The organism is Micromonospora sp. NPDC020750 (genome assembly GCF_044334565.1).
In the GTDB taxonomy this organism is placed as follows: domain Bacteria; phylum Actinomycetota; class Actinomycetes; order Mycobacteriales; family Micromonosporaceae; genus Micromonospora.
Genome location: NZ_JBIRTH010000003.1, coordinates 695,390 through 713,105 on the forward strand (window position 1 = coordinate 695,390; position 17,716 = coordinate 713,105).

Sequence of the window (17,716 nt, forward strand, 5' to 3'; positions counted from 1 at the left end):
GGTGGAAGAGGGTGTGCGGGGCCCGGCCACCGTCGGTGCGACGGCGACCGCTGTGGTGCGGGGGTGGAATCCGGTGGTGGTGCCCGGTCGTTGGATCAGCCGGTGGTGAGCCGGTTGCGGCTCAGGAACTGGGTGAGGCTGCGGAACTGGAACTGCTGGACCAGGACGGCGGCGACGATGATGCCGCCCTTGACCATGTTCTGGGCCTCGGTGGAGAGGCCGTTGATGGCGAACAGGTTGGTGATCGTGGAGAAGATGATCACCCCGAGCAGGGAGCCGACGATCGTGCCCCGCCCGCCGCTGAGCAGCGTGCCGCCGATGATCGCGGCGGCGATCGCGTCCAGTTCGTAGAGGTTCGCCATCGCCGCCTGGGCGGAGGTGGCCTGCGCGGTCAGCATGACCGCGGCGATGCCGCAGCAGAGGCCGGAGAGCGCGTAGAGCAGCACGGTGTGCCACCGGACGTTGATGCCGGCGAGCCGGGCGGCCTCCGGGTTTCCGCCGACGGCGACGGTGCGCCGGCCGAACGTCGTCCGGTTCAGCAGCACCCAGCCGGCGACCACCACGGCGGCGAGGATGTAGACCAGCAGCGGGATGCCGAGGAGGTCGGTGCTGGCGATGCCGTTGATCGTCGCGTTGTCCGACACCTGGGTCTGCTTGCCGGAGATCTGGGCGGCCAGCCCCCGGGCGGCCACCATCATGGCCAGCGTGGCGATGAACGGCACCAGCTTCCCGTACGAGATGAGCAGGCCGTTGACCAGGCCCACGCACAGGCCCACGAGGAGCGCGGTGAAGATCATGCCGCCCGCGCCGTAGCTCTGGGTGGCGAGCGTGGTGGACCAGACGCCGGCGAGCGCCACGATCGCGCCGACCGACAGGTCGATGCCGCCGCCGATGATCACGAAGGTCATGCCGACGGTGACCACGCCGACCACCGAGGCGAGCTTGAGGATGGTGAGGATGTTGTTCCACACCCAGCCGGAGTCGCCGTACAGGTCGGGCCGGGTGGCGATGCCGATCAGGATCAGCACCACCAGGACCCCGATCAGGGCCAGGTTGCGTCGGGCGCCCTCGCCGCCGTCGCCGCGCCACCAGGAGAGCCGGCCGGTTCCGCCGGACCCGTGGCCGGGGCCCTTGCCGACCGCCCCGGTCACGGCCGGGTCCACCGGCGGGGACTGGGCCGGCAGCGCCCCCGGCCGGTCCGGCGTGGCGGTGGGTGCGCTGTCGCTCATGCGGGTGCGCCTTCCATCAGGGACCCCGCCATGACGAGGTCGAGCACCGTGTTCTCGTCCAGTTCGTCGGCGGGCGCCTCGCGCACCGTCCGGCCCTCCCGCAGCACCAGCACCCGGTCGGCCAGGCCCAGCACCTCGGGCACCTCGCTGGAGACCAGCAGGACCCCGACGCCCCGGGCGGCCAGTTCTCGGATCACCTGGTACAGCTCGGCGCGGGCACCGACGTCCACCCCGCGGGTGGGCTCGTCGAGCAGCAGCAGCCGGGTGTCCCCGAGCAGCCAGCGCCCGACCACCACCTTCTGCTGGTTGCCCCCGGACAGGGTGCGCACCGGCCGCCGCACGTCGCGGGGGCGCAACTCCAGGGAGTCCGCGATCCGGTCGGCCTCGGCCCGTTCCCGCCCTTCGTTCGTGAAGCCGAGGCGGGCGTACCGGCCGAAGGTGGCCAGGGTGACGTTGCGGTGGATCGGCTCGCCGAGCAGCAACGCCTGGCTCTTGCGCTCCTCGGGTGCCATTCCCATGCCGGCGCGTACCGCCGCGCCGACGCTGCCCGGGCGCAGCTCGCGCCCGCCCATCCGGACCGTACCGGCGTGCGCGCGACGCGCCCCGTAGATGGTCTCCAGCAGCTCGGACCGGCCGGAGCCGACCAGCCCGGCGATGCCGACGATCTCGCCGGCCCGCACGCTGAGCGAGATGTCGGCGAACTCGCCGGACCGGGTCAGGCCGTCGACCCGGAGCAGCTCCGCGCCCGCGCCGGAGCCTGCCGGGCGGTCCGGGAAGACGTACTCGATGGTGCGGCCGGTCATCCGGGCGACCAGGTCGCGGGTCGGGGTGTCGCGCGCCGGCAGGTTCGCCGCGGTGGTCCGGCCGTCCTTGAGTACGGTGACCCGGTCGCCGATCTCCCGGATCTCCTCCAACCGGTGGGAGATGTAGATGACGGCGATGCCCTGCGCGGTCAGCTCCCGGATGATCCGGAACAGGTTGCCCACCTCGTCGTGGGCCAGCACCGCGCTCGGCTCGTCCATGATGATCAGCCGGGCCTCGTGGGACAGCGCGCGGGCCATGCTGACGATCTGCTTGCCGGCCGCCGGCAGCGCCCGGACCATCCGCCCCGGCGGGATCTCGCCGTGGCCGAGCCGGCCGAGGATCTCCCGGGTCCGGCGGGCCATCCGGCCGCGGCGGACGAAGCCCGCCCGGCGGGGCTCGTGGCCGAGGAAGGCGTTCTCCGCCACCGACAGGTCCTCGACGAGGTCGAGCTCCTGGTAGATGGTGGCGATTCCGGCCCGCATGGCGGCCTGCGGGTTGGCGAACTCGGCGGGCTGCCCGCGCCACTCGACCCGGCCGGAGTCGGGGCGGTGCACCCCGGCGAGGACCTTGATCAGGGTGGACTTGCCAGCCCCGTTCTGCCCGAGCAGGCAGTGCACCTCGCCGGCCCGCACCTCCAGCTGCACCCCGTCCAGCGCCCGTACGCCGGGGAAGGTCTTCACCACGTCGGTGAGGCGCAGCACCACTTCGCCGGGAACGGTGTCGGCGGGAGCCTCGACCAGCGGGCCGTCCGCCGGCCCGGCGGACGCCTCCTCGACCAGCGGGCCGTCCGGGCCGGGGGCGTCGGCGGGCGTGGTCATGACGCCTCTCCGAAGGCCACGTCGCTGGCGAGCACGGCCGCGCCGGCCACCCCGGCGCGCGGGCCCAGCTCGGACAGGACCACCGGCAGGTTGCCGGTGGCCAGCGGCAGCGAGCGGCGGTACACCACGCTGCGGATCTCGGCGAGCAGGATGTGGCCGAGCTGGGCCAGCCCTCCACCGATCACGATCATCGACGGGTTGGTGAAGCTGACCAGGCCGGCCAGCACGCCGCCGACCCGCCGGCCGCCTTCGCGGATGAGCTGGATGCAGGTCACGTCCCCCTCGACGGCGCCCTCGGCGACGTCCCGGGCGGTGACCACGCCGCGGTTGGCGAGCCGGTCGGCCAGGGCCGGGGACACCCCACTGCGGGCGGCGACGTTCGCCTCCCGGGCCAGCGCGGCGCCACTGAACAGCGCCTCCAGGCAGCCGGCGTTGCCGCAGGAACACATCGGACCGTGCGGGTCGACCTGGATGTGCCCGATGTCGCCGGCGCAGCCGTCGGTGCCCCGGTAGACGCCACCGCCGAGGTAGATCCCGCACCCTATGCCGGTGCCGATCTTGATGAACAGGAAATCGTCCACCGAGTGGGCGACCCCGCCGTGCCGCTCGCCGATCGCCATGATGTTGACGTCGTTGTCGACCACCGCCGGGCAGCCGTGCTCGCGGGTCAGCAGCTCACGGACCGGGAACCGGTCCCAGCCGGGCATGATCGGCGGAGAGACCGGCACCCCGTCGCGGAAGCTCACCGGCCCGGGCACCCCGACGCCGACCGCGTGCAACCGGTCGTAGGCCCCGTCGACCCGCGCCTTGTGCAGCAGCTCGTTGACCCGGTGCAGGATCACCTTGGGGCCGCTGCGGATGTCGGCCGGCTCCGCGTACGCGGCGACCGTCTCCAGCCTGCCGTTGACCACCTCGACGTCGATCGAGCTGGCCCCGAGGTCGACCGCCGCGAAGCGCAGCTGGGGGTGCAACTCCACCAGCGTGGACCGGCGCCCACCCCGGGAGGCCGCGAGACCGGCCTCGGCGACGTAGCCGAGGCCGACCAGCCGTTCCAGCTCGGCGAGCAACCGGGGACGCGGCATCTGCAACCGGTCCCCGAGTTCCGCCCGGGACACGGCCCCCTCGTCGCGGAGCAACCGCAACAGCCGCAGGTGCAGGGGCTCCACCGTCCGCACCGGCACTCACCTCCGCCTCGATTCGGATCGACAAGCACGTCGATGTGTTGTGTCCGACACAGTAGGAGGCTTCCGTACCGCCTGTCCAGAGCTTCGGACAGCCTGGATCCAACTTTTGTCCGTTCAAACAAAAGCCGGCAGGTGATCTGGAAGGGCCGACGGGTTCACGCAGCCGCCCCGCCTCGCGGGGCGAGACGGGGCGGCGGGCTCCGAAGCGGCAGGCGACGGCCCTGGTGGGAGGGGAAGGTCAGCGTCGGCCGGCGGAGTTGCGCTTCTTCTTCAACTTACGGTCGTCGCGCAGCTCGACGTACGGCTCGACCTCGGCCGGGTGCCCGGCGGCGATCGCCCGGCTGCGCTCCAACTCCGCGTCGAACTCCGCGCCCAGCAGGATCGCGATGTTGCTCAGCCACAACCAGACCAGGAAGATGATCACACCGGCCAGCGCCCCGTACGTCTTGTTGTACGAGCCGAAGTTGCCGACGTACAGGGCGAACAGCCCGGAGACCAGCAGCCAGATCAGCACGGCCAGCACCCCGCCGGGGCTGACCCAGCGGAACCCGCCGTGCCGGGCGTTCGGCGACGCCCAGTAGAGGATCGCGAACATCAGGCTGACCAGCACCAGCAGCACAGGCCACTTCGCGATGTTCCACACCGTCACCGCGGTGGAGCCGATCCCGATGGCGCTGCCCGCCTCCTCGGCGAGTCGGCCGGTGAAGACCACGATCACCGCGCTGGCCAGCAGCAGGACGCCGATCACGGCGGTCACCCCGACCCGGATCGGCAGGGTCTTCCAGATCGGCCGCCCCTCCGGGACGTCGTAGATGCTGTTGGAGGCGCGCATGAACGCGGCGACGTACCCGGAGGCGGACCAGAACGCGGCGAGCAGACCGATGATGGCGGCGACGCTGGCCAGCCCGCCGGCACCGGACGCCTGGTCGATCGCGGCCGAGATGATCTGCCGGATGTTGCCCTCCGGCACCGCCTGGTTGACGGTGTCCCTGACCCCCTCGGTGGCGCTCGGTCCGAGCAGGCCGAGGATCGAGATGAGCACCAGCACGCCGGGAAAGATCGACAGCACCCCGTAGTAGGTCAACGCCGCTGCCCAGTCGGTCAGGCTGTCGTCCTGGAACTCCCGCACGGTGCGCTTCAGCGTCGCCAGCCAGCCGGTGCCCGACAGCTCCGTCGGGCTGTCCGGCCCCTCGTCCGGACCGACCGGCCGGTCCCGGACCGAGCCACGCCGGTCGCTGTCCGCGTCCCGCCGGTCCCGGTCCGAGCCGCTCCGGTCCCGGCCCGCATCACGCCGGGCCCGGTCCCGGCCGGCGTCCTGCCGGTCCCGGGCCGCGTCCGGCCGGGCCTGGTTGCGGCCGGTCCCCGCCTGATCAGCGTCGATCCGGCTGTCGGCGCCCGGCCGGGCCGCGCCCGCGGTGCGGGCGCCGTCCCGGTCGCGTCCGGCGCGGACGGAAGTCTCGTCGGAGGCCATCGCCCCTCCTCATGGTCGCGGTGTCCACTCGGACATGCCCCGGGAAGGAGGCCACTAACCGCTGACGGTGGAGCAGACGTTCCATCCGGCGGGCCGCCACCACCAGCCCCGGCACGGTCGCCACCAGCAGGCGCGTCACGTTCAGCGGCCAGGACGGCGTCAGCCAGCCGGCGGGGGCGCGGTGGCCAGCGTCCACACCGCGTACGCCCAGAGCAGCAGCCCGGCACCGACGCCGACGACCAGGCCCGGTGCCACGGCCGAGGCGAGCCCGGTGACCAGGCCGGCGAGCGCGACCAGGCACATCGCGACGCCGAGCAGCCGCAGCCGGGGGTCGCGCAGCAGCGGGGTGAGCGGGAAGAAATGGGCGCCGACGACGGCGCAGACCAGCACCGGGGCGTACGCCGGGCGCCCGAGCACCGCCAGCAGCGCCGCGCCGAGCCCCGCCGCGGCGAACTCGGCCACCACGATGAGCAGGTACCGGCGGTCCGACGCCCGGTCCCCGACGGCACCCGCCCCGGGACGGCTGCGCGCGACGACCACGGCACCGACCACCGCCGTGCCCAGGGCCGCGACGCTCGCGACAATCAGCAGCGTTCGTAGTGGCTGGTCGGCTGCCGGCACGCTGAACCAGATCGTCGCGAAGACGCCGAGGTAGAGGGCGGTGAGTCCGGCCTGGCGCCGGGGGACAGTAAGCACGAGGGGGTTCGCTTCCGGTAGGGGCCAGTCGACGAGGGTGCGGCCGGTGAGCTGTAGGAAGACGTCTCCTCAGGCTGCCGCTCCGCACCGGCACGGTAACCGGGGTGAGGCCGAGCGCGGGCTGCCGACGCAGCGGCCGAAGGTGGCCAGGTCCCCCCGCACGATCAATCTCGGGATGAAGATTGCCCAACTACGGGCAGACAAGCAGAGTCATGATCGTCTGCTGAGAACGGACACGACACACCGTGCCAGTTCTCCCTCACCGACAGACGATCATGAAACGGGCGGGGCGGGGCAGCTAGAGGTTGGTGGGGGTGGTGGCGGCGCGGGCGGTGGCGACCAGGCGGTCGGTCTCGGCGACCACCGGCTCGTCGTCGGCCGGCGTGCCGGGGTCGTAGCGGACCGTCCAGGTCAGGCCGTCCTCGCCGGGCACCCGGCGGGCGGCGATCCGGCCGGCGCCGCCGGGCACCGGGTGCTGCTCGGTGTACGCGACCGAGTTGGTCACCCGTGTACGTACCTGGTGCGGCAGCTCCCCCGGGTCGAGCAGCAGGTACGTCTCGGCCGGGCAGTCGGCCACCACCAGGTAGCCGTCCCGCTCGGCGACCCGCTCGGCGGGCGTGACGGTCAGCTCCCGGCCCGACCAGCCGGCCTTGAGGATGTCGTGCCAGCCCAGCCGGTGGCCCCGCCCGGGGAGCCAGAGCCCGAGGTTGCTGGCGACCACCACGCCGTCGCCGTCGCCGTCGCCGACCGCGGCCCAGGCGAGCACCCGCTCGTCGTCGGCGAGCGGCGGGCGGGCCGCCGGGGGCAGCTTCGGCCTACGGTTGAACAGTCCCATCAGAGTCCTCCCGCGGCCTGCTCGCGCAGCGCCCGTGCGTGCTGCTCCAACGAGAGCAGCTCACCGAACAGCGCGAAGTACTCGTCCTTGTCGCTGACCGGGTTGATCCGCTGGATCTTGGACTTGAGGTCCCTGATCCGGCCGGTCACCGAGCCCCACTGCAAACGCGCCATGGTCACCGAGACGTACCGCGGGTCGGGCTCACCGTCGATCCGCAGCGGCTCGACGGCCAGCTCGCCGACGAGGGCCTGAGCGGCAAGGTCGGCGCACGCGTCGCGGACGGCCTCGACCCAGACGGCCCCGCCGGTGGCGCCGGCGGCACCGCCGGCCGCCGCGACCGCCTCCCGCACGGCCACGTGCAGCGGGTGGCGGTACTCCGACGCCTCGACCGCGTCGAACATCGGGCCGGCCAGCACCGGCTCCTGGACGGCGAGCTTCAACGCCTCCCGCTCGACCAGCGACAGCGGGCTGTCCACGGCGGGCACGCCCCGGGCCCCGCGGGCCTGTGGGGGCGCCGCCTGCCCGGCGGGCTGGCCCGAGGCGGCGGCGAGCACGGCCCGCTGCACCGGCTCGATCTCCATGCCGAGGTCACCGGCGAGCTTGCGCACGTACTCGGGGCGCTTCTCCCGGTCCTTGAGCTTCGCCACCAGGGGGGCGGCCCGGCGCATCGCCTCGACCCGGCCGTCGACGGTGTCGAGGTCGTACCGGTTGATCAGGTGGCGGAGCGCGAAGTCGACCAGCGGCTCGCGGCGGGCGACCAGGTCGCGGACCGCCAGGTCGCCCTTGGCCAGGCGCAGCTCGCAGGGGTCCATGTTGTCGGGGCTGACCGCGATGAAGGTACGCCCGACGAAGCGCTGGTCGTCCTCGAAGGCACGCAGCGCGGCCTTCTGCCCGGCGGCGTCCCCGTCGAAGGTGAAGATGACCTCGCCGGCGACGTCGTCGGTGTCCAGCAGCAGCCGGCGCAGCACCCCGATGTGGTCGGAGCCGAACGCGGTGCCGCAGGTCGCCACGGCCGTCGGCACGCCGGCGAGGTGGCAGGCCATCACGTCGGTGTAGCCCTCGACGACGACCACCTTGCCCTGCTTGGCGATCTCCCGCTTGGCCTGGTCGATGCCGTAGAGCACGTGCGACTTCTTGTAGATCGGCGTCTCGGGGGTGTTCAGGTACTTCGGGCCGTCGTCGTCGTCGAACAGCTTTCGGGCCCCGAAGCCGATCACGTCGCCGGTGATCTCCCGGATCGGCCACATCAGCCGCCGGCGGAACCGGTCGATCAGCGTGCCGGACCGCGACGGACGCGACAGCCCGGCGGTGACCAGCTCGTCATGGCTGAAGCCCTGCTGGCGCAGGTGCTTGGTGAGCAGGTCCCAGGCGTCCGGGGCGAAGCCACAGCCGTACCGCTCGGCGGCGGCCCGGTCGAAGCCGCGCTGCGCCAGGAACTCCCGGGCCGCCCGGGCGCCGGCGGTGCCGAGCTGGGCCCGATAGAACTCGACGGCGGCGGCGTGGGCGGCCACCAGACGCTGCCGCTGTCCCTGCTGCGGGCGGGCGCGCGGGGTGGTCTGGTCGTTCTCGACGTAGCAGAGCTGGATGCCGGCGCGGGCGCCGAGCCGCTCGACGGACTCGACGAAGCTGAGATGCTCGGCGTCCATCAGGAACTTGATCGCGTCGCCGCCGGCCCCGCAGCCGAAGCAGTACCAGACGTTGCGGGCGGGCGAGACGTTGAACGAGGGGCTCTTCTCGTCGTGGAACGGGCAGAGCCCCTTGAGGTTGCCGCCGCCGGCCGATTTGAGGGTCACCGTGTCCGAGATGACCTCCGCGATCGAGGTGCGTTCCCGGACCAGCGCGATGTCCTCGTCCCGGATCCGCCCAGCCATCCGCCACCCCCTCGGCCCCACATCCTGCCCTGCCGGGGACGGCGATCCGGCGTCGGGGGGACGACTTGTGGCGCGTGCCGCCGCCCGTCCGGGGCCGGAACGGGTTCGACCCTGGCCACGGGCGGCCCCGGTCCAGCAGCACCACCAGGCCGACCCGTCCCCCCGCGCCAGGGTCGCTCAGGCGGCGGTGGCCTCCTCCGCCTCCTCCTGGCGCTTCCAGTCGGCCTTCGTCGAGCGCCAGCCCTCGTCGTCCATGCCGCGCCGCCAGTAGCCGGAGATCGACAGCCGCTCCCGGGGCACGGCGCGCTCGACGCGCAGCAGCCGGCGCAGCTCGCGGACGAAGGTCGCCTCGCCGTGTACGAAGGCGTGCACGTCGCCGGGCGGGAAGTCCAGCGTCGTCACGGCCGCCACCAGCGCCTCGCCGACCGGCCGGTCGCCCCGGTGCAGCCAGGTCAGCTCCACCGCGCCCGGGCTGGGCAGCGGCTGCTCGTCGGCGGCGTCGGCCACCTCGACGAAGACCTTCGCCGGGGCGTCGAGCGGCAGCCGGGCCAGGGCGGCGGCGATCGCCGGCAGGGCGCTCTCGTCGCCCACCAGCAGGTGCCAGTCGGCGTCCGGGCTCGGCGCGTACGCCCCGCCCGGGCCGACGAACGACACCGGGTCGCCGGGGCGCAGCCCGGCCGCCCACGGACCGCCCACCCCCACGTCGCCGTGGTGCACGATGTCGATGGTCAGCTCGCCGGCCAGCGGGTCCCAGGCCCGCAGGGTGTACGCCCGCAGCCGGGGCCACTGCTGCGAAGGCAGGTCCCGGCGGATAGCGGCGAGGTCGACCGGCTCCGGGTAGGTCACCCCGGGCGGCGCGAAGACCAGCTTGACGTAGTGGTCGGTGTACTCGCCCACCGGCAGTCCGGTCAGCTCCTCGCCGCCGAGCACCAGCCGGACCAGGTGCGGGGTGGGCCGCTCGGTCCGTAGGACCCGGGCGGTGGTGACCTTGTTCGGGCGATCCGTCATGTGCTTAGGCTAGCCTAAGTCGCCCCGGCTTCCTACCGGCCGCTCGGGCCCGTCGGCCGGCCCGGCCAGCCCGGTCGCCGCTCGGCCGCCCCGGCGGCTCAGTCGGCGAGCAGCCGCTCGTGCCAGGCCAGCGCGGCCGGGTCGGTGAGCGAGGCGACCTGGTCGATCACCACGCGCAGCCGCGCGCCGTCGTCCGGGGCGGCCCGCCACAGCGGGGCGAAGACCTCGTCGAGCGCCTCCGGCGCCCGTTGGGTCAGGGCGGAGACCAGCTCGGCGAGGATCTGCCGCTGCCGCTCGTACCGGCACCGGGACCCGGGCCGGCGCATCACATAGCGCAGTGCGATCCCCTTGAGCAGCGCGCACTGCGCCCGGACCAGGCGCGGCACCACCAGGTCGGCGGCATACCGGCGCAGCGGGCCGGGGCCGCGGCGCTCGCCGGTGGCGGCCAGCACGGTCGAGACGAAGCGGCCCGTCAGCACGCTGGTGGTGGCCTTCAGCGCGGCCTGGGCGCGGTGGCTGCCGTCGTACCCGAGGAGCGGGGCGAGCACCGGGTCGGCGAGCAGCTCGACCAGCACCTCCCCCAGATCGGCCGGGGACTCCCCCGAGTACGCGGCGGCCACGTCGGCGCAGAGCGCGGCCCGCTCGTCGGGGTCGGCCAGCAGCGAGCGCAGGGCGACGTACCCGCCGTGGATGCCGTCCTCGACGTCGTGCACCGAGTACGCCACGTCGTCGGCCCAGTCCATCACCTGCGCCTCCAGGCAGCGCCGCCCGCCGTCCGGGGCACCGGCGCGCAGCCAGTCGAAGACCGGTCGGTCGTCGGCGTACACCCCGAACTTGCGCTCGCTCGGGCGGCGCGGCCAGGGATACTTGCCGGTGGCGTCGAGCGACGCCCGGGTCAGGTTGAGCCCGACGGACCGCCCGTCAGGGCCGAGCACCTTGGCCTCCAGCCGGGTGAGCACCCGCAGCGTCTGGGCGTTGCCCTCGAAGCCGCCGCAGGCCGCGGCGAGCCGGTCCAGCTCGGCCTCGCCGTTGTGCCCGAACGGCGGGTGCCCGAGGTCGTGAGCCAGCCCGGCGGTGTCCACCACGTCGGGGTCGCAGCCGAGCCGGGCACCCATCTCCCTGGCGATCTGCGCCACCTCCAGCGAGTGGGTCAGCCGGGTACGCAGGAAGTCGTCAGTGCCGGCGACGTGCACCTGGGTCTTCGCGGCGAGCCGGCGGAACGCCGCCGAGTGCAGCACCCGAGCCCGGTCCCGCTCGTACGGTGAGCGGCCGTGCGCGGCGTCCTTGGGCAGCTCGGCGACCCAGCGCGCGGAGTCGGCCGGCTCGCCGCCGGGGACGCCCTCCTGCCGATCGCTCACTGTACTACCCGCGCTGCCGCAGCACGCAGAACTCGTTGCCCTCCGGGTCGGCCAGCACCGTCCAGCCGACGTCGCCCTGGCCGACGTCGACGTGCCGGGCGCCCATGTCGACCAGCCGCTCGACCTCGGCCTCCTGGTCGGCCGGGCGCAGGTCGAGGTGCAGCCGGTTCTTGACCTGCCGGTCGTCGGGGACCGGCAGGAAGACGATGCCGGGGAGCTGGTCGACGGACTGCCGGATCTCCACCTCGTCGGGCTGGTCGTTGACCACCTGGTAGCCCAGGACCTCGGCCCACCAGCGGGCGAGCCGGGCCGGATCCCGCGCGTCGACGGTCAGACTTTCCCAGACGCTGGCCATGCGGTCCACCTTCCACCGGCGATACGACACACTCGCGCGCTCAGGTTACGCCGGAGCGGCCCGCTCGGCTCAGCGGGCAAGGTGAGGGTTTTGCAACAGCCGATCAGTCGAGAGTTGTCGACCGATCGCCGACCGTCGCGGGGGTCGCGGGCCGCCGTGGCGGCGGGTAGCGTTTCCGGAGCAGAACGTTACCGAAGATCCGCACATCTGAATGCACGACGGGAAGTGACGCTCGTGGACGCTGACGCGGTGCTGGGAACGGAGTTGTGGGGGCTGCGCCGACGCCGGCCGGAGGTCGCCGGCACGGTGCTCGCCGGCACTGACGGCCTGCTCATCTCCAGCGACCTGCCGACGACCGACGCAACCCACCTGGCGGCCCTGGCCGCGGCCAGCTTCGGCCTCGGCAATCGGGTCGCCGACACGGTGCGGCACGGCGAGTTCCAGGAATCGGTGGTACGCACCGCCCGGGGTTGCGTGGTGACCTACCCGGCCGGCCGGCACGCCCTGCTCACCCTGGTCACCACGGCGGGCACCGACCTGGAGACGCTGCACACGGAGGCCCGGGAGGTGGCCGACCGGGCGGGTTCCGTCTTCGACCGGCAGCGCACGGCGGTCGTCCCGGGCCCGGTCCCGGTGCCGGACCCGCACGCGCCGCTGGCCATGCGGACCCCCATGGCGACGCTGCCCGGCCGGGCCCCCAACGCGTCCCGTGTCACCGGCTGGCGGCGCCCACCGATCTGAGCCCGTCGGTCCCGGTGGGGGTGCGTGCGGCTCACCCACCGGGACCGGCGCCGATCGGCCGACGCCGCGGGTCGGCGACGCCGGTCGGTCGACGCCGGTCGTCAACGGCTGTCGTCAACGCCGGTCGTCAACGGCTGTCGGAGCCGTCGCTCTCCACCACGGCGCGACCCGCCTCCAGCCGGGCCACCGGGACGCGGAACGGCGAGCAGGAGACGTAGTCCAGCCCCACCTCGTGGAAGAAGTGGACCGACTCCGGGTCGCCGCCGTGCTCGCCGCAGACCCCGAGCTTCAGCTCCGGCCGGGCGGCCCGGCCCTCCTCGGCGGCGATCCGCACCAGCCGGCCCACGCCGTCGCGGTCGATCGACTCGAACGGAGAGATGCCGAAGATGCCCAGTTCCAGGTAGCGCCAGAAGAATGCGCCCTCGACGTCGTCGCGGGAGAAGCCCCAGCCCATCTGGGTCAGGTCGTTGGTGCCGAAGGAGAAGAACTGCGCCGCCTCGGCGATCTGGCCGGCGGTCAGCGCCGCCCGGGGCACCTCGATCATCGTGCCGATCAGCACCTCGACCCCGCTGTCCCCGACCACCTCGGCGATGATCTTCTCGGCCTCGGCGCGTACCGTCTCGAGCTCCTGGACCGCGCCGACCAGCGGGACCATGATCTCCGGGCAGGCCGCCCGGCCCTCGCGGGTGACCCGGACCGCGGCCTCCGTGATCGCCCGGACCTGCATGGCGAACAGGCCGGGGATGACCAGGCCGAGCCGGACCCCACGCAGCCCCAGCATGGGGTTCTCCTCGTGCATCCGCCGGACGGCGGCGAGCAGCGCCTCCTCCTTCGCGACGTCCTCGCCGCGTTCCTGGGCGACGGCGACGTCCACGGCGAGCTGCTCCAGCGGGGGCAGGAACTCGTGCAGCGGCGGGTCGATCAGCCGCACGGTGACCGGCAGCCCGTCCATCTCGCGGAAGATCTCCACGAAGTCGTCGCGCTGCAACGGCAGCAGCGCGGCCAGCGCGTCCTGCCGCTCGGTGTCGGTGCGGGCCAGGATCAGCCGCTCGACCAACTCCCGCCGGTCGCCGAGGAACATGTGCTCGGTGCGGCACAGCCCGATGCCCTGCGCGCCGAAGCGCCGGGCCCGGGCGGCGTCCGCGGCGGTGTCGGCGTTCGTCCGCACCGCCAGCCGCCGCCGCCCGTCGGCGTGCGTCATGATCCGGTGTACGGCCCGGACCAACGCGTTGTCGATGTGTTCCGGGTCGAGGCTGCCCTCGAAGTACTGCACCACCTCGGACGGCATGACCGGCACCTCGCCGAGGTACACCTTGCCGGTGGTGCCGTCGATGGAAACGACATCACCCTCGGCGACGGTGTGCCCGCCGACGGTGAAGATCTTCGCCGGCACGTTGACGTCGATCTCGTCGGCGCCGGAGACGCAGGTCTTGCCCATCCCCCGGGCCACCACGGCGGCGTGGCTGGTCTTGCCGCCCCGCGAGGTGAGGATGCCCTGGGAGGCGATCATGCCGTTCAGGTCGTCGGGGTTGGTCTCCCGGCGGACCAGGATCACCGCCTCCCCCGCGCCGGCCAGCTCGACCGCCCGGGCAGAGGTGAAGACCACCTTGCCGGACGCCGCGCCCGGCGACGCGCCGATGCCCTTGGCCACCGGCTCGAACTCGTGGTCCAGCTGGAACCGGGGAAACATGAGCTGGGCGAGCTGCGCGCCGTTGACCCGGTGCAGCGCCTCGTCCAGGTCGATCAGCCCTTCGTCGACGAGCTGCCCGGCGATGACGAACGCCGCCGCGGCGGTGCGCTTGCCGACCCGGGTCTGGAGCATCCACAGCTTGCCGCGCTCGATGGTGAACTCGATGTCACACAGGTCCCGGTAGTGCTCCTCCAGCCGGGCCATGATGCCGAGCAGTTCGTCGTAGGACTTCTTGTCCAGCCGCTCGAGCTCCTGCAACGGCACGGTGTTGCGGATCCCGGCGACCACGTCCTCGCCCTGGGCGTTGGCCAGGTAGTCGCCGTAAATGCCCTGCGCGCCGCTGGCCGGGTCGCGGGTGAACGCGACGCCGGTGCCCGAGTCCGGGCCGAGGTTGCCGAAGACCATGGCCACCACGTTGACCGCGGTGCCGAGGTCGGCCGGGATGCGCTCCTGGCGACGGTAGAGCACCGCGCGCTCGGCGTTCCACGACTCGAAGACCGCGCGGATGGCCAGGTCGAGCTGCTCGCGCGGCTCCTGCGGGAACTCCCGCCCGGTGTGCTTGGCGAAGATCTTCTTGTACGCGTCGACGAGCCCGCGCAGGTCGTCCGCGTCCAGATCGAGGTCGTTCTGCGTGCCCCGGGCGCGCTTGACGTCGTCGAGGGCCTGCTCGAACTCCTCGCCCGGCACCTCGCACACGGTCTTGCCGAACATCTGGATCAGCCGGCGGTAGGAGTCCCAGGCGAACCGGTTCGCGCCGCCGGAGGTGGTCTGGCCCGCCCCGCCGCCCGCCTGGGCGCTGAGCCCGACGACGCTGCGGTCGTTGAGGCCGACGTTGAGGACGGTCTCCATCATGCCCGGCATGGAGAACTTCGCGCCGGAGCGGACGGAGACCAGCAGCGGGTCGTCGGGGTCGCCGAGCCGCCGGCCCATCCCGCGCTCCAGCGACTCCAGGTGCGCCTCGATCTGGCCGGCCAGCCCGTCCGGCTCCCGGCCGGTCGCGAGGTACGCCTTGCATGCCTCGGTGCTGATCGTGAAGCCGGGGGGCACGGGCAGGCCGAGGTTCGTCATCTCGGCGAGGTTGGCCCCCTTGCCACCGAGAAGCTCCTTGAGCTCCTTGTTGCCCTCGGAGAAGTCGTAGACGTACTTGCGATCGACCATCTCTTGCGCTGCCACCAGAGCCTCCCACGTGCGCCGGGACTGACACTTAACGAAGGTTCAGATCCTCCATACCCCGGGGCCGGCCACCGGCAATCCGATGTCGTCGCCGATCGGTGGGCGAAGGTTAAGCGAACATCGCCTGACCTGGGCCCGTTCGGTGACAATCGGCACAGCTATCCCGACTATGCGTGTCCGTACCGGTATTTGGAACCGCTTCCACGCGCACTATCACGCATTTTCCCGCTCCTCTCGTACTCTTGACGCTGGTTCTGTCGAACCTCATCTTTGCCATATCACTCGCAAATACACCCGGGAGTCGACGCCGTGCCGCCCGTCCCGCCCCGCGCCCCCGAGACCGGCCCCGACCCGCTTGCCCCGGCCGACCTGGCCGGTCACCGGCCGGCCGCCGGCGAACTGGCCCGGGCCGCCGCCCGGGCGGCCGGCGACCGGCTCGCGCCGCCGGCCCCGGTCCGGCTGGGCGACGTGGTGCCCGCGCCGGAACGGGTCGAGCCCGACCCGGCCGCCGACTTCACGCTCCCGGCCGACGCGGTCGTCCGGGTCGACCCGGACCCGGCCGCCCGGGACGTCGCGGAGCAGCTCGCCGCCCTGCTCCGCCCGGCCACCGGCTACCCGGTCCCGGTCACCGACACCGTCGCGGACCCGCCCGGCTGCCTGACCCTCACGCTGTCCGGCGCCGGGCCCTACGCCACGGGACCGACCGACCCGCCCGACACCGCCAGGCCCGACACCGCCGGACCTGTCGGGGCCGAAGCCCTCGGCGCGGAGGGGTACCGACTCGACGTCCGATCCGACGGGGTACGGCTCACCGCTGCCACCCCGGCCGGCCTGTTCCACGGCGTACAGACCCTGCGCCAGCTCCTGCCGGCCGCAATCGAGAGTCCCACCCCGGTGACCGAACGCTGGACGCTGCCCGGCGGAACGATCGTCGACCGGCCCAGGTTCCCGTACCGGGGCGCGATGCTCGACGTCGCCCGGCACTTCTTCGCCGTCGCCGACGTGCTGCGGGTCATCGACCACCTGGCCCGGTACAAGCTCAACCACCTGCACCTGCACCTGACCGACGACCAGGGCTGGCGGATCGCCGTCGATGCCCGGCCCCGGCTGGCCACCGTCGGTGGGGCGACTGAGGTCGGCGGCGGCCCCGGCGGCTGCTACACCGCGGCCGACTACCGGCGCATCGTCCGGTACGCCGCCCGCCGCCACGTCACGGTCGTCCCGGAGATCGACCTTCCCGGCCACACCAACGCGGCGCTGACCGCGTACCCGGAGCTTGCGCCCGAGAGGGTCGCGCCGCCGCCGTACACCGGCACCGCGGTCGGCTTCAGCTACCTCGACCCGGTCGACGAGCGCACGTACGCCTTCGTCGCCGACGTGCTCGGCGAGGTCGCCGCCCACACCCCCGGCCCGTACTTGCACATCGGCGGGGACGAGGCGTTCAAGGTCCCACCCGACGTGTACGCCCACTTCGTGGAGCGGTTGCAGGGCATCGTCGCCGACACCGGGAAGATCGTGGTCGGCTGGCACCAGATCGCCCCGGCCGGGCACGCCGAGGGGCGGATCCTCCAGTGGTGGGGCACGCAGGGCAACGACCCGGTGGCCGCCGAGGCCGTCCGGCGCGGCGCCCGGCTGATCCTCTCCCCCGCCAACCACGCCTACCTCGACATGAGGTACGCCCCGGACACCCCGATCGGACACGACTGGGCCGGGCTGATCGACGTGGCCCGTGCGTACGACTGGGACCCGGGGACACACCTGGACGGCGTGCCGGCCGAGGCGGTGCTCGGCGTGGAGGCCCCGCTCTGGACCGAGTTCGTCACCTCGCTGGCCGAGATCGAGTTCATGCTGCTGCCCCGGCTCCCCGCCGTGGCGGAGCTGGCCTGGTCGCCCCGGCGTACCCACGACTGGTCCGCCTTCCGCGACCGCCTCGCCGGCCACGGCCCGCGCTGGAGCATCGCGGGCATCACCTTCCACCGCGCCCCGGAGATCCCCTGGCCGGCGGAGTCCCACGGCGCACCCCGCCTCCCCACCCAGACCCGCCCAAACGTCGCGGCCAAGGCCACCACAGCCCAGACGGACGCGTTGGGATTCGCCGCGCCGTTGACGTGAACCTTTTGACCAAGCCGACGGGATGGTGGGTGGTTTGGGGTGGGGTGTCCGGTGGTCGGGGTCACCGTGGGGGTGGAATCGGTGGGGGGTCGGGGGCGTTGTACATGGTTCACCCGGGCGAGACCGGCCCGGGGCAGCCCCCGGAACCCTGGGCCCCCGGCGGAATGCCGGCCCGGCCGGGATGGTTACACCCCCCGGACAACGTGAGCAGGTCCCCCCGAGCCGCCGCGGTTGTCCCCTTGATCTGATTCCCCCCTTTCGCGGCGCACACGTTGCTTTCTTGCGGGTGTTGTCGCGTGTCCCCCGACCAGAGGAGCACGCCATCATGCGTACCGATCTGATCCGTAGGACCGCCCTTGCCGCTGGTGTTC

Annotated in this window: 13 protein-coding genes; 2 read left to right on the top strand and 11 right to left on the bottom strand. The window is 73.2% G+C overall.

Annotation, left to right across the window (positions count from 1 at the left end; translation table 11 throughout):
• Positions 1–95: 95 nt before the first annotated feature.
• From ACH4T9_RS13795 to ACH4T9_RS13840, 10 genes are all read right to left on the bottom strand, one after another.
• Positions 96–1,229, bottom strand: a complete 1,134-nt coding sequence (locus ACH4T9_RS13795) for an ABC transporter permease (protein ID WP_396671391.1) — start codon at positions 1,227–1,229, stop codon at positions 96–98.
• Positions 1,226–2,737 carry a sugar ABC transporter ATP-binding protein gene (locus ACH4T9_RS13800; RefSeq protein ID WP_396671482.1) on the bottom strand — a complete coding sequence of 504 codons (1,512 nt, stop codon included), beginning with the start codon at positions 2,735–2,737 and terminating at the stop codon, positions 1,226–1,228. The genes ACH4T9_RS13795 and ACH4T9_RS13800 overlap by 4 nt, the downstream gene beginning before the upstream one ends.
• Before the next feature lie 110 nt (positions 2,738–2,847).
• Positions 2,848–4,026, bottom strand: a complete 1,179-nt coding sequence (locus tag ACH4T9_RS13805) for an ROK family protein (RefSeq protein WP_396671392.1) — start codon at positions 4,024–4,026, stop codon at positions 2,848–2,850.
• 247 nt (positions 4,027–4,273) lie between these two features.
• A complete protein-coding gene (locus tag ACH4T9_RS13810; protein WP_396671393.1) occupies positions 4,274–5,506 on the bottom strand; it encodes a YihY/virulence factor BrkB family protein in 1,233 nt (410 codons plus the stop codon).
• 159 nt (positions 5,507–5,665) lie between these two features.
• On the bottom strand, positions 5,666–6,202 hold the full coding sequence (locus ACH4T9_RS13815) for a hypothetical protein (RefSeq protein ID WP_396671394.1): 537 nt from the start codon (positions 6,200–6,202) through the stop codon (positions 5,666–5,668).
• A gap of 298 nt (positions 6,203–6,500) precedes the next feature.
• The gene (locus tag ACH4T9_RS13820) at positions 6,501–7,037 is read right to left on the bottom strand and encodes a hypothetical protein (protein WP_396671395.1); all 537 of its coding nucleotides are present in this window, start codon (positions 7,035–7,037) and stop codon (positions 6,501–6,503) included.
• Positions 7,037–8,908: a DNA primase gene (dnaG, locus tag ACH4T9_RS13825; RefSeq protein ID WP_396671396.1), complete on the bottom strand. Its 1,872-nt coding sequence runs from the start codon at positions 8,906–8,908 to the stop codon at positions 7,037–7,039. Before dnaG ends, ACH4T9_RS13820 begins: the two co-directional genes overlap by 1 nt.
• Positions 8,909–9,085: 177 nt before the next feature.
• The gene (locus ACH4T9_RS13830; protein ID WP_396671397.1) at positions 9,086–9,916 is read right to left on the bottom strand and encodes a siderophore-interacting protein; all 831 of its coding nucleotides are present in this window, start codon (positions 9,914–9,916) and stop codon (positions 9,086–9,088) included.
• A 98-nt stretch (positions 9,917–10,014) separates the two neighbouring features.
• Complete coding sequence (locus ACH4T9_RS13835) at positions 10,015–11,274, bottom strand: deoxyguanosinetriphosphate triphosphohydrolase (RefSeq protein ID WP_396671398.1); 1,260 nt, start codon at positions 11,272–11,274, stop codon at positions 10,015–10,017.
• A 4-nt stretch (positions 11,275–11,278) separates the two neighbouring features.
• Entirely contained in the window at positions 11,279–11,629 is a 351-nt protein-coding gene (locus ACH4T9_RS13840) for a VOC family protein (RefSeq protein ID WP_396671399.1), read from the bottom strand.
• A 234-nt stretch (positions 11,630–11,863) separates the two neighbouring features.
• On the opposite strand from ACH4T9_RS13840, the gene ACH4T9_RS13845 reads away from it, so the two are divergent.
• The gene (locus tag ACH4T9_RS13845) at positions 11,864–12,370 is read left to right on the top strand and encodes a roadblock/LC7 domain-containing protein (protein WP_396671400.1); all 507 of its coding nucleotides are present in this window, start codon (positions 11,864–11,866) and stop codon (positions 12,368–12,370) included.
• A gap of 127 nt (positions 12,371–12,497) precedes the next feature.
• Here the strand turns inward: ACH4T9_RS13845 and ppdK are convergent, their stop codons facing one another.
• Complete coding sequence (gene ppdK, locus ACH4T9_RS13850) at positions 12,498–15,233, bottom strand: pyruvate, phosphate dikinase (protein WP_396671401.1); 2,736 nt, start codon at positions 15,231–15,233, stop codon at positions 12,498–12,500.
• Positions 15,234–15,542: 309 nt separating this feature from the next.
• Between ppdK and ACH4T9_RS13855 the strand changes: the two genes are divergently transcribed.
• On the top strand, positions 15,543–17,345 hold the full coding sequence (locus ACH4T9_RS13855) for a beta-N-acetylhexosaminidase (protein WP_396671402.1): 1,803 nt from the start codon (positions 15,543–15,545) through the stop codon (positions 17,343–17,345).
• The last annotated feature ends 371 nt before the right edge of the window (positions 17,346–17,716 follow it).

Excerpts from the sequence above, each read along its gene's own strand:
- ACH4T9_RS13795 (WP_396671391.1), bottom strand. The coding sequence starts at position 1,229 with ATGAGCGACAGCGCACCCACCGCCACGCCGGACCGGCCGGGGGCGCTG.
- ACH4T9_RS13840 (WP_396671399.1), bottom strand. The coding sequence starts at position 11,629 with ATGGCCAGCGTCTGGGAAAGTCTGACCGTCGACGCGCGGGATCCGGCC.
- ACH4T9_RS13820 (WP_396671395.1), bottom strand. The coding sequence starts at position 7,037 with ATGGGACTGTTCAACCGTAGGCCGAAGCTGCCCCCGGCGGCCCGCCCG.
- dnaG (WP_396671396.1), bottom strand. The coding sequence starts at position 8,908 with ATGGCTGGGCGGATCCGGGACGAGGACATCGCGCTGGTCCGGGAACGC.
- ACH4T9_RS13830 (WP_396671397.1), bottom strand. The coding sequence starts at position 9,916 with ATGACGGATCGCCCGAACAAGGTCACCACCGCCCGGGTCCTACGGACC.
- ACH4T9_RS13810 (WP_396671393.1), bottom strand. The coding sequence starts at position 5,506 with ATGGCCTCCGACGAGACTTCCGTCCGCGCCGGACGCGACCGGGACGGC.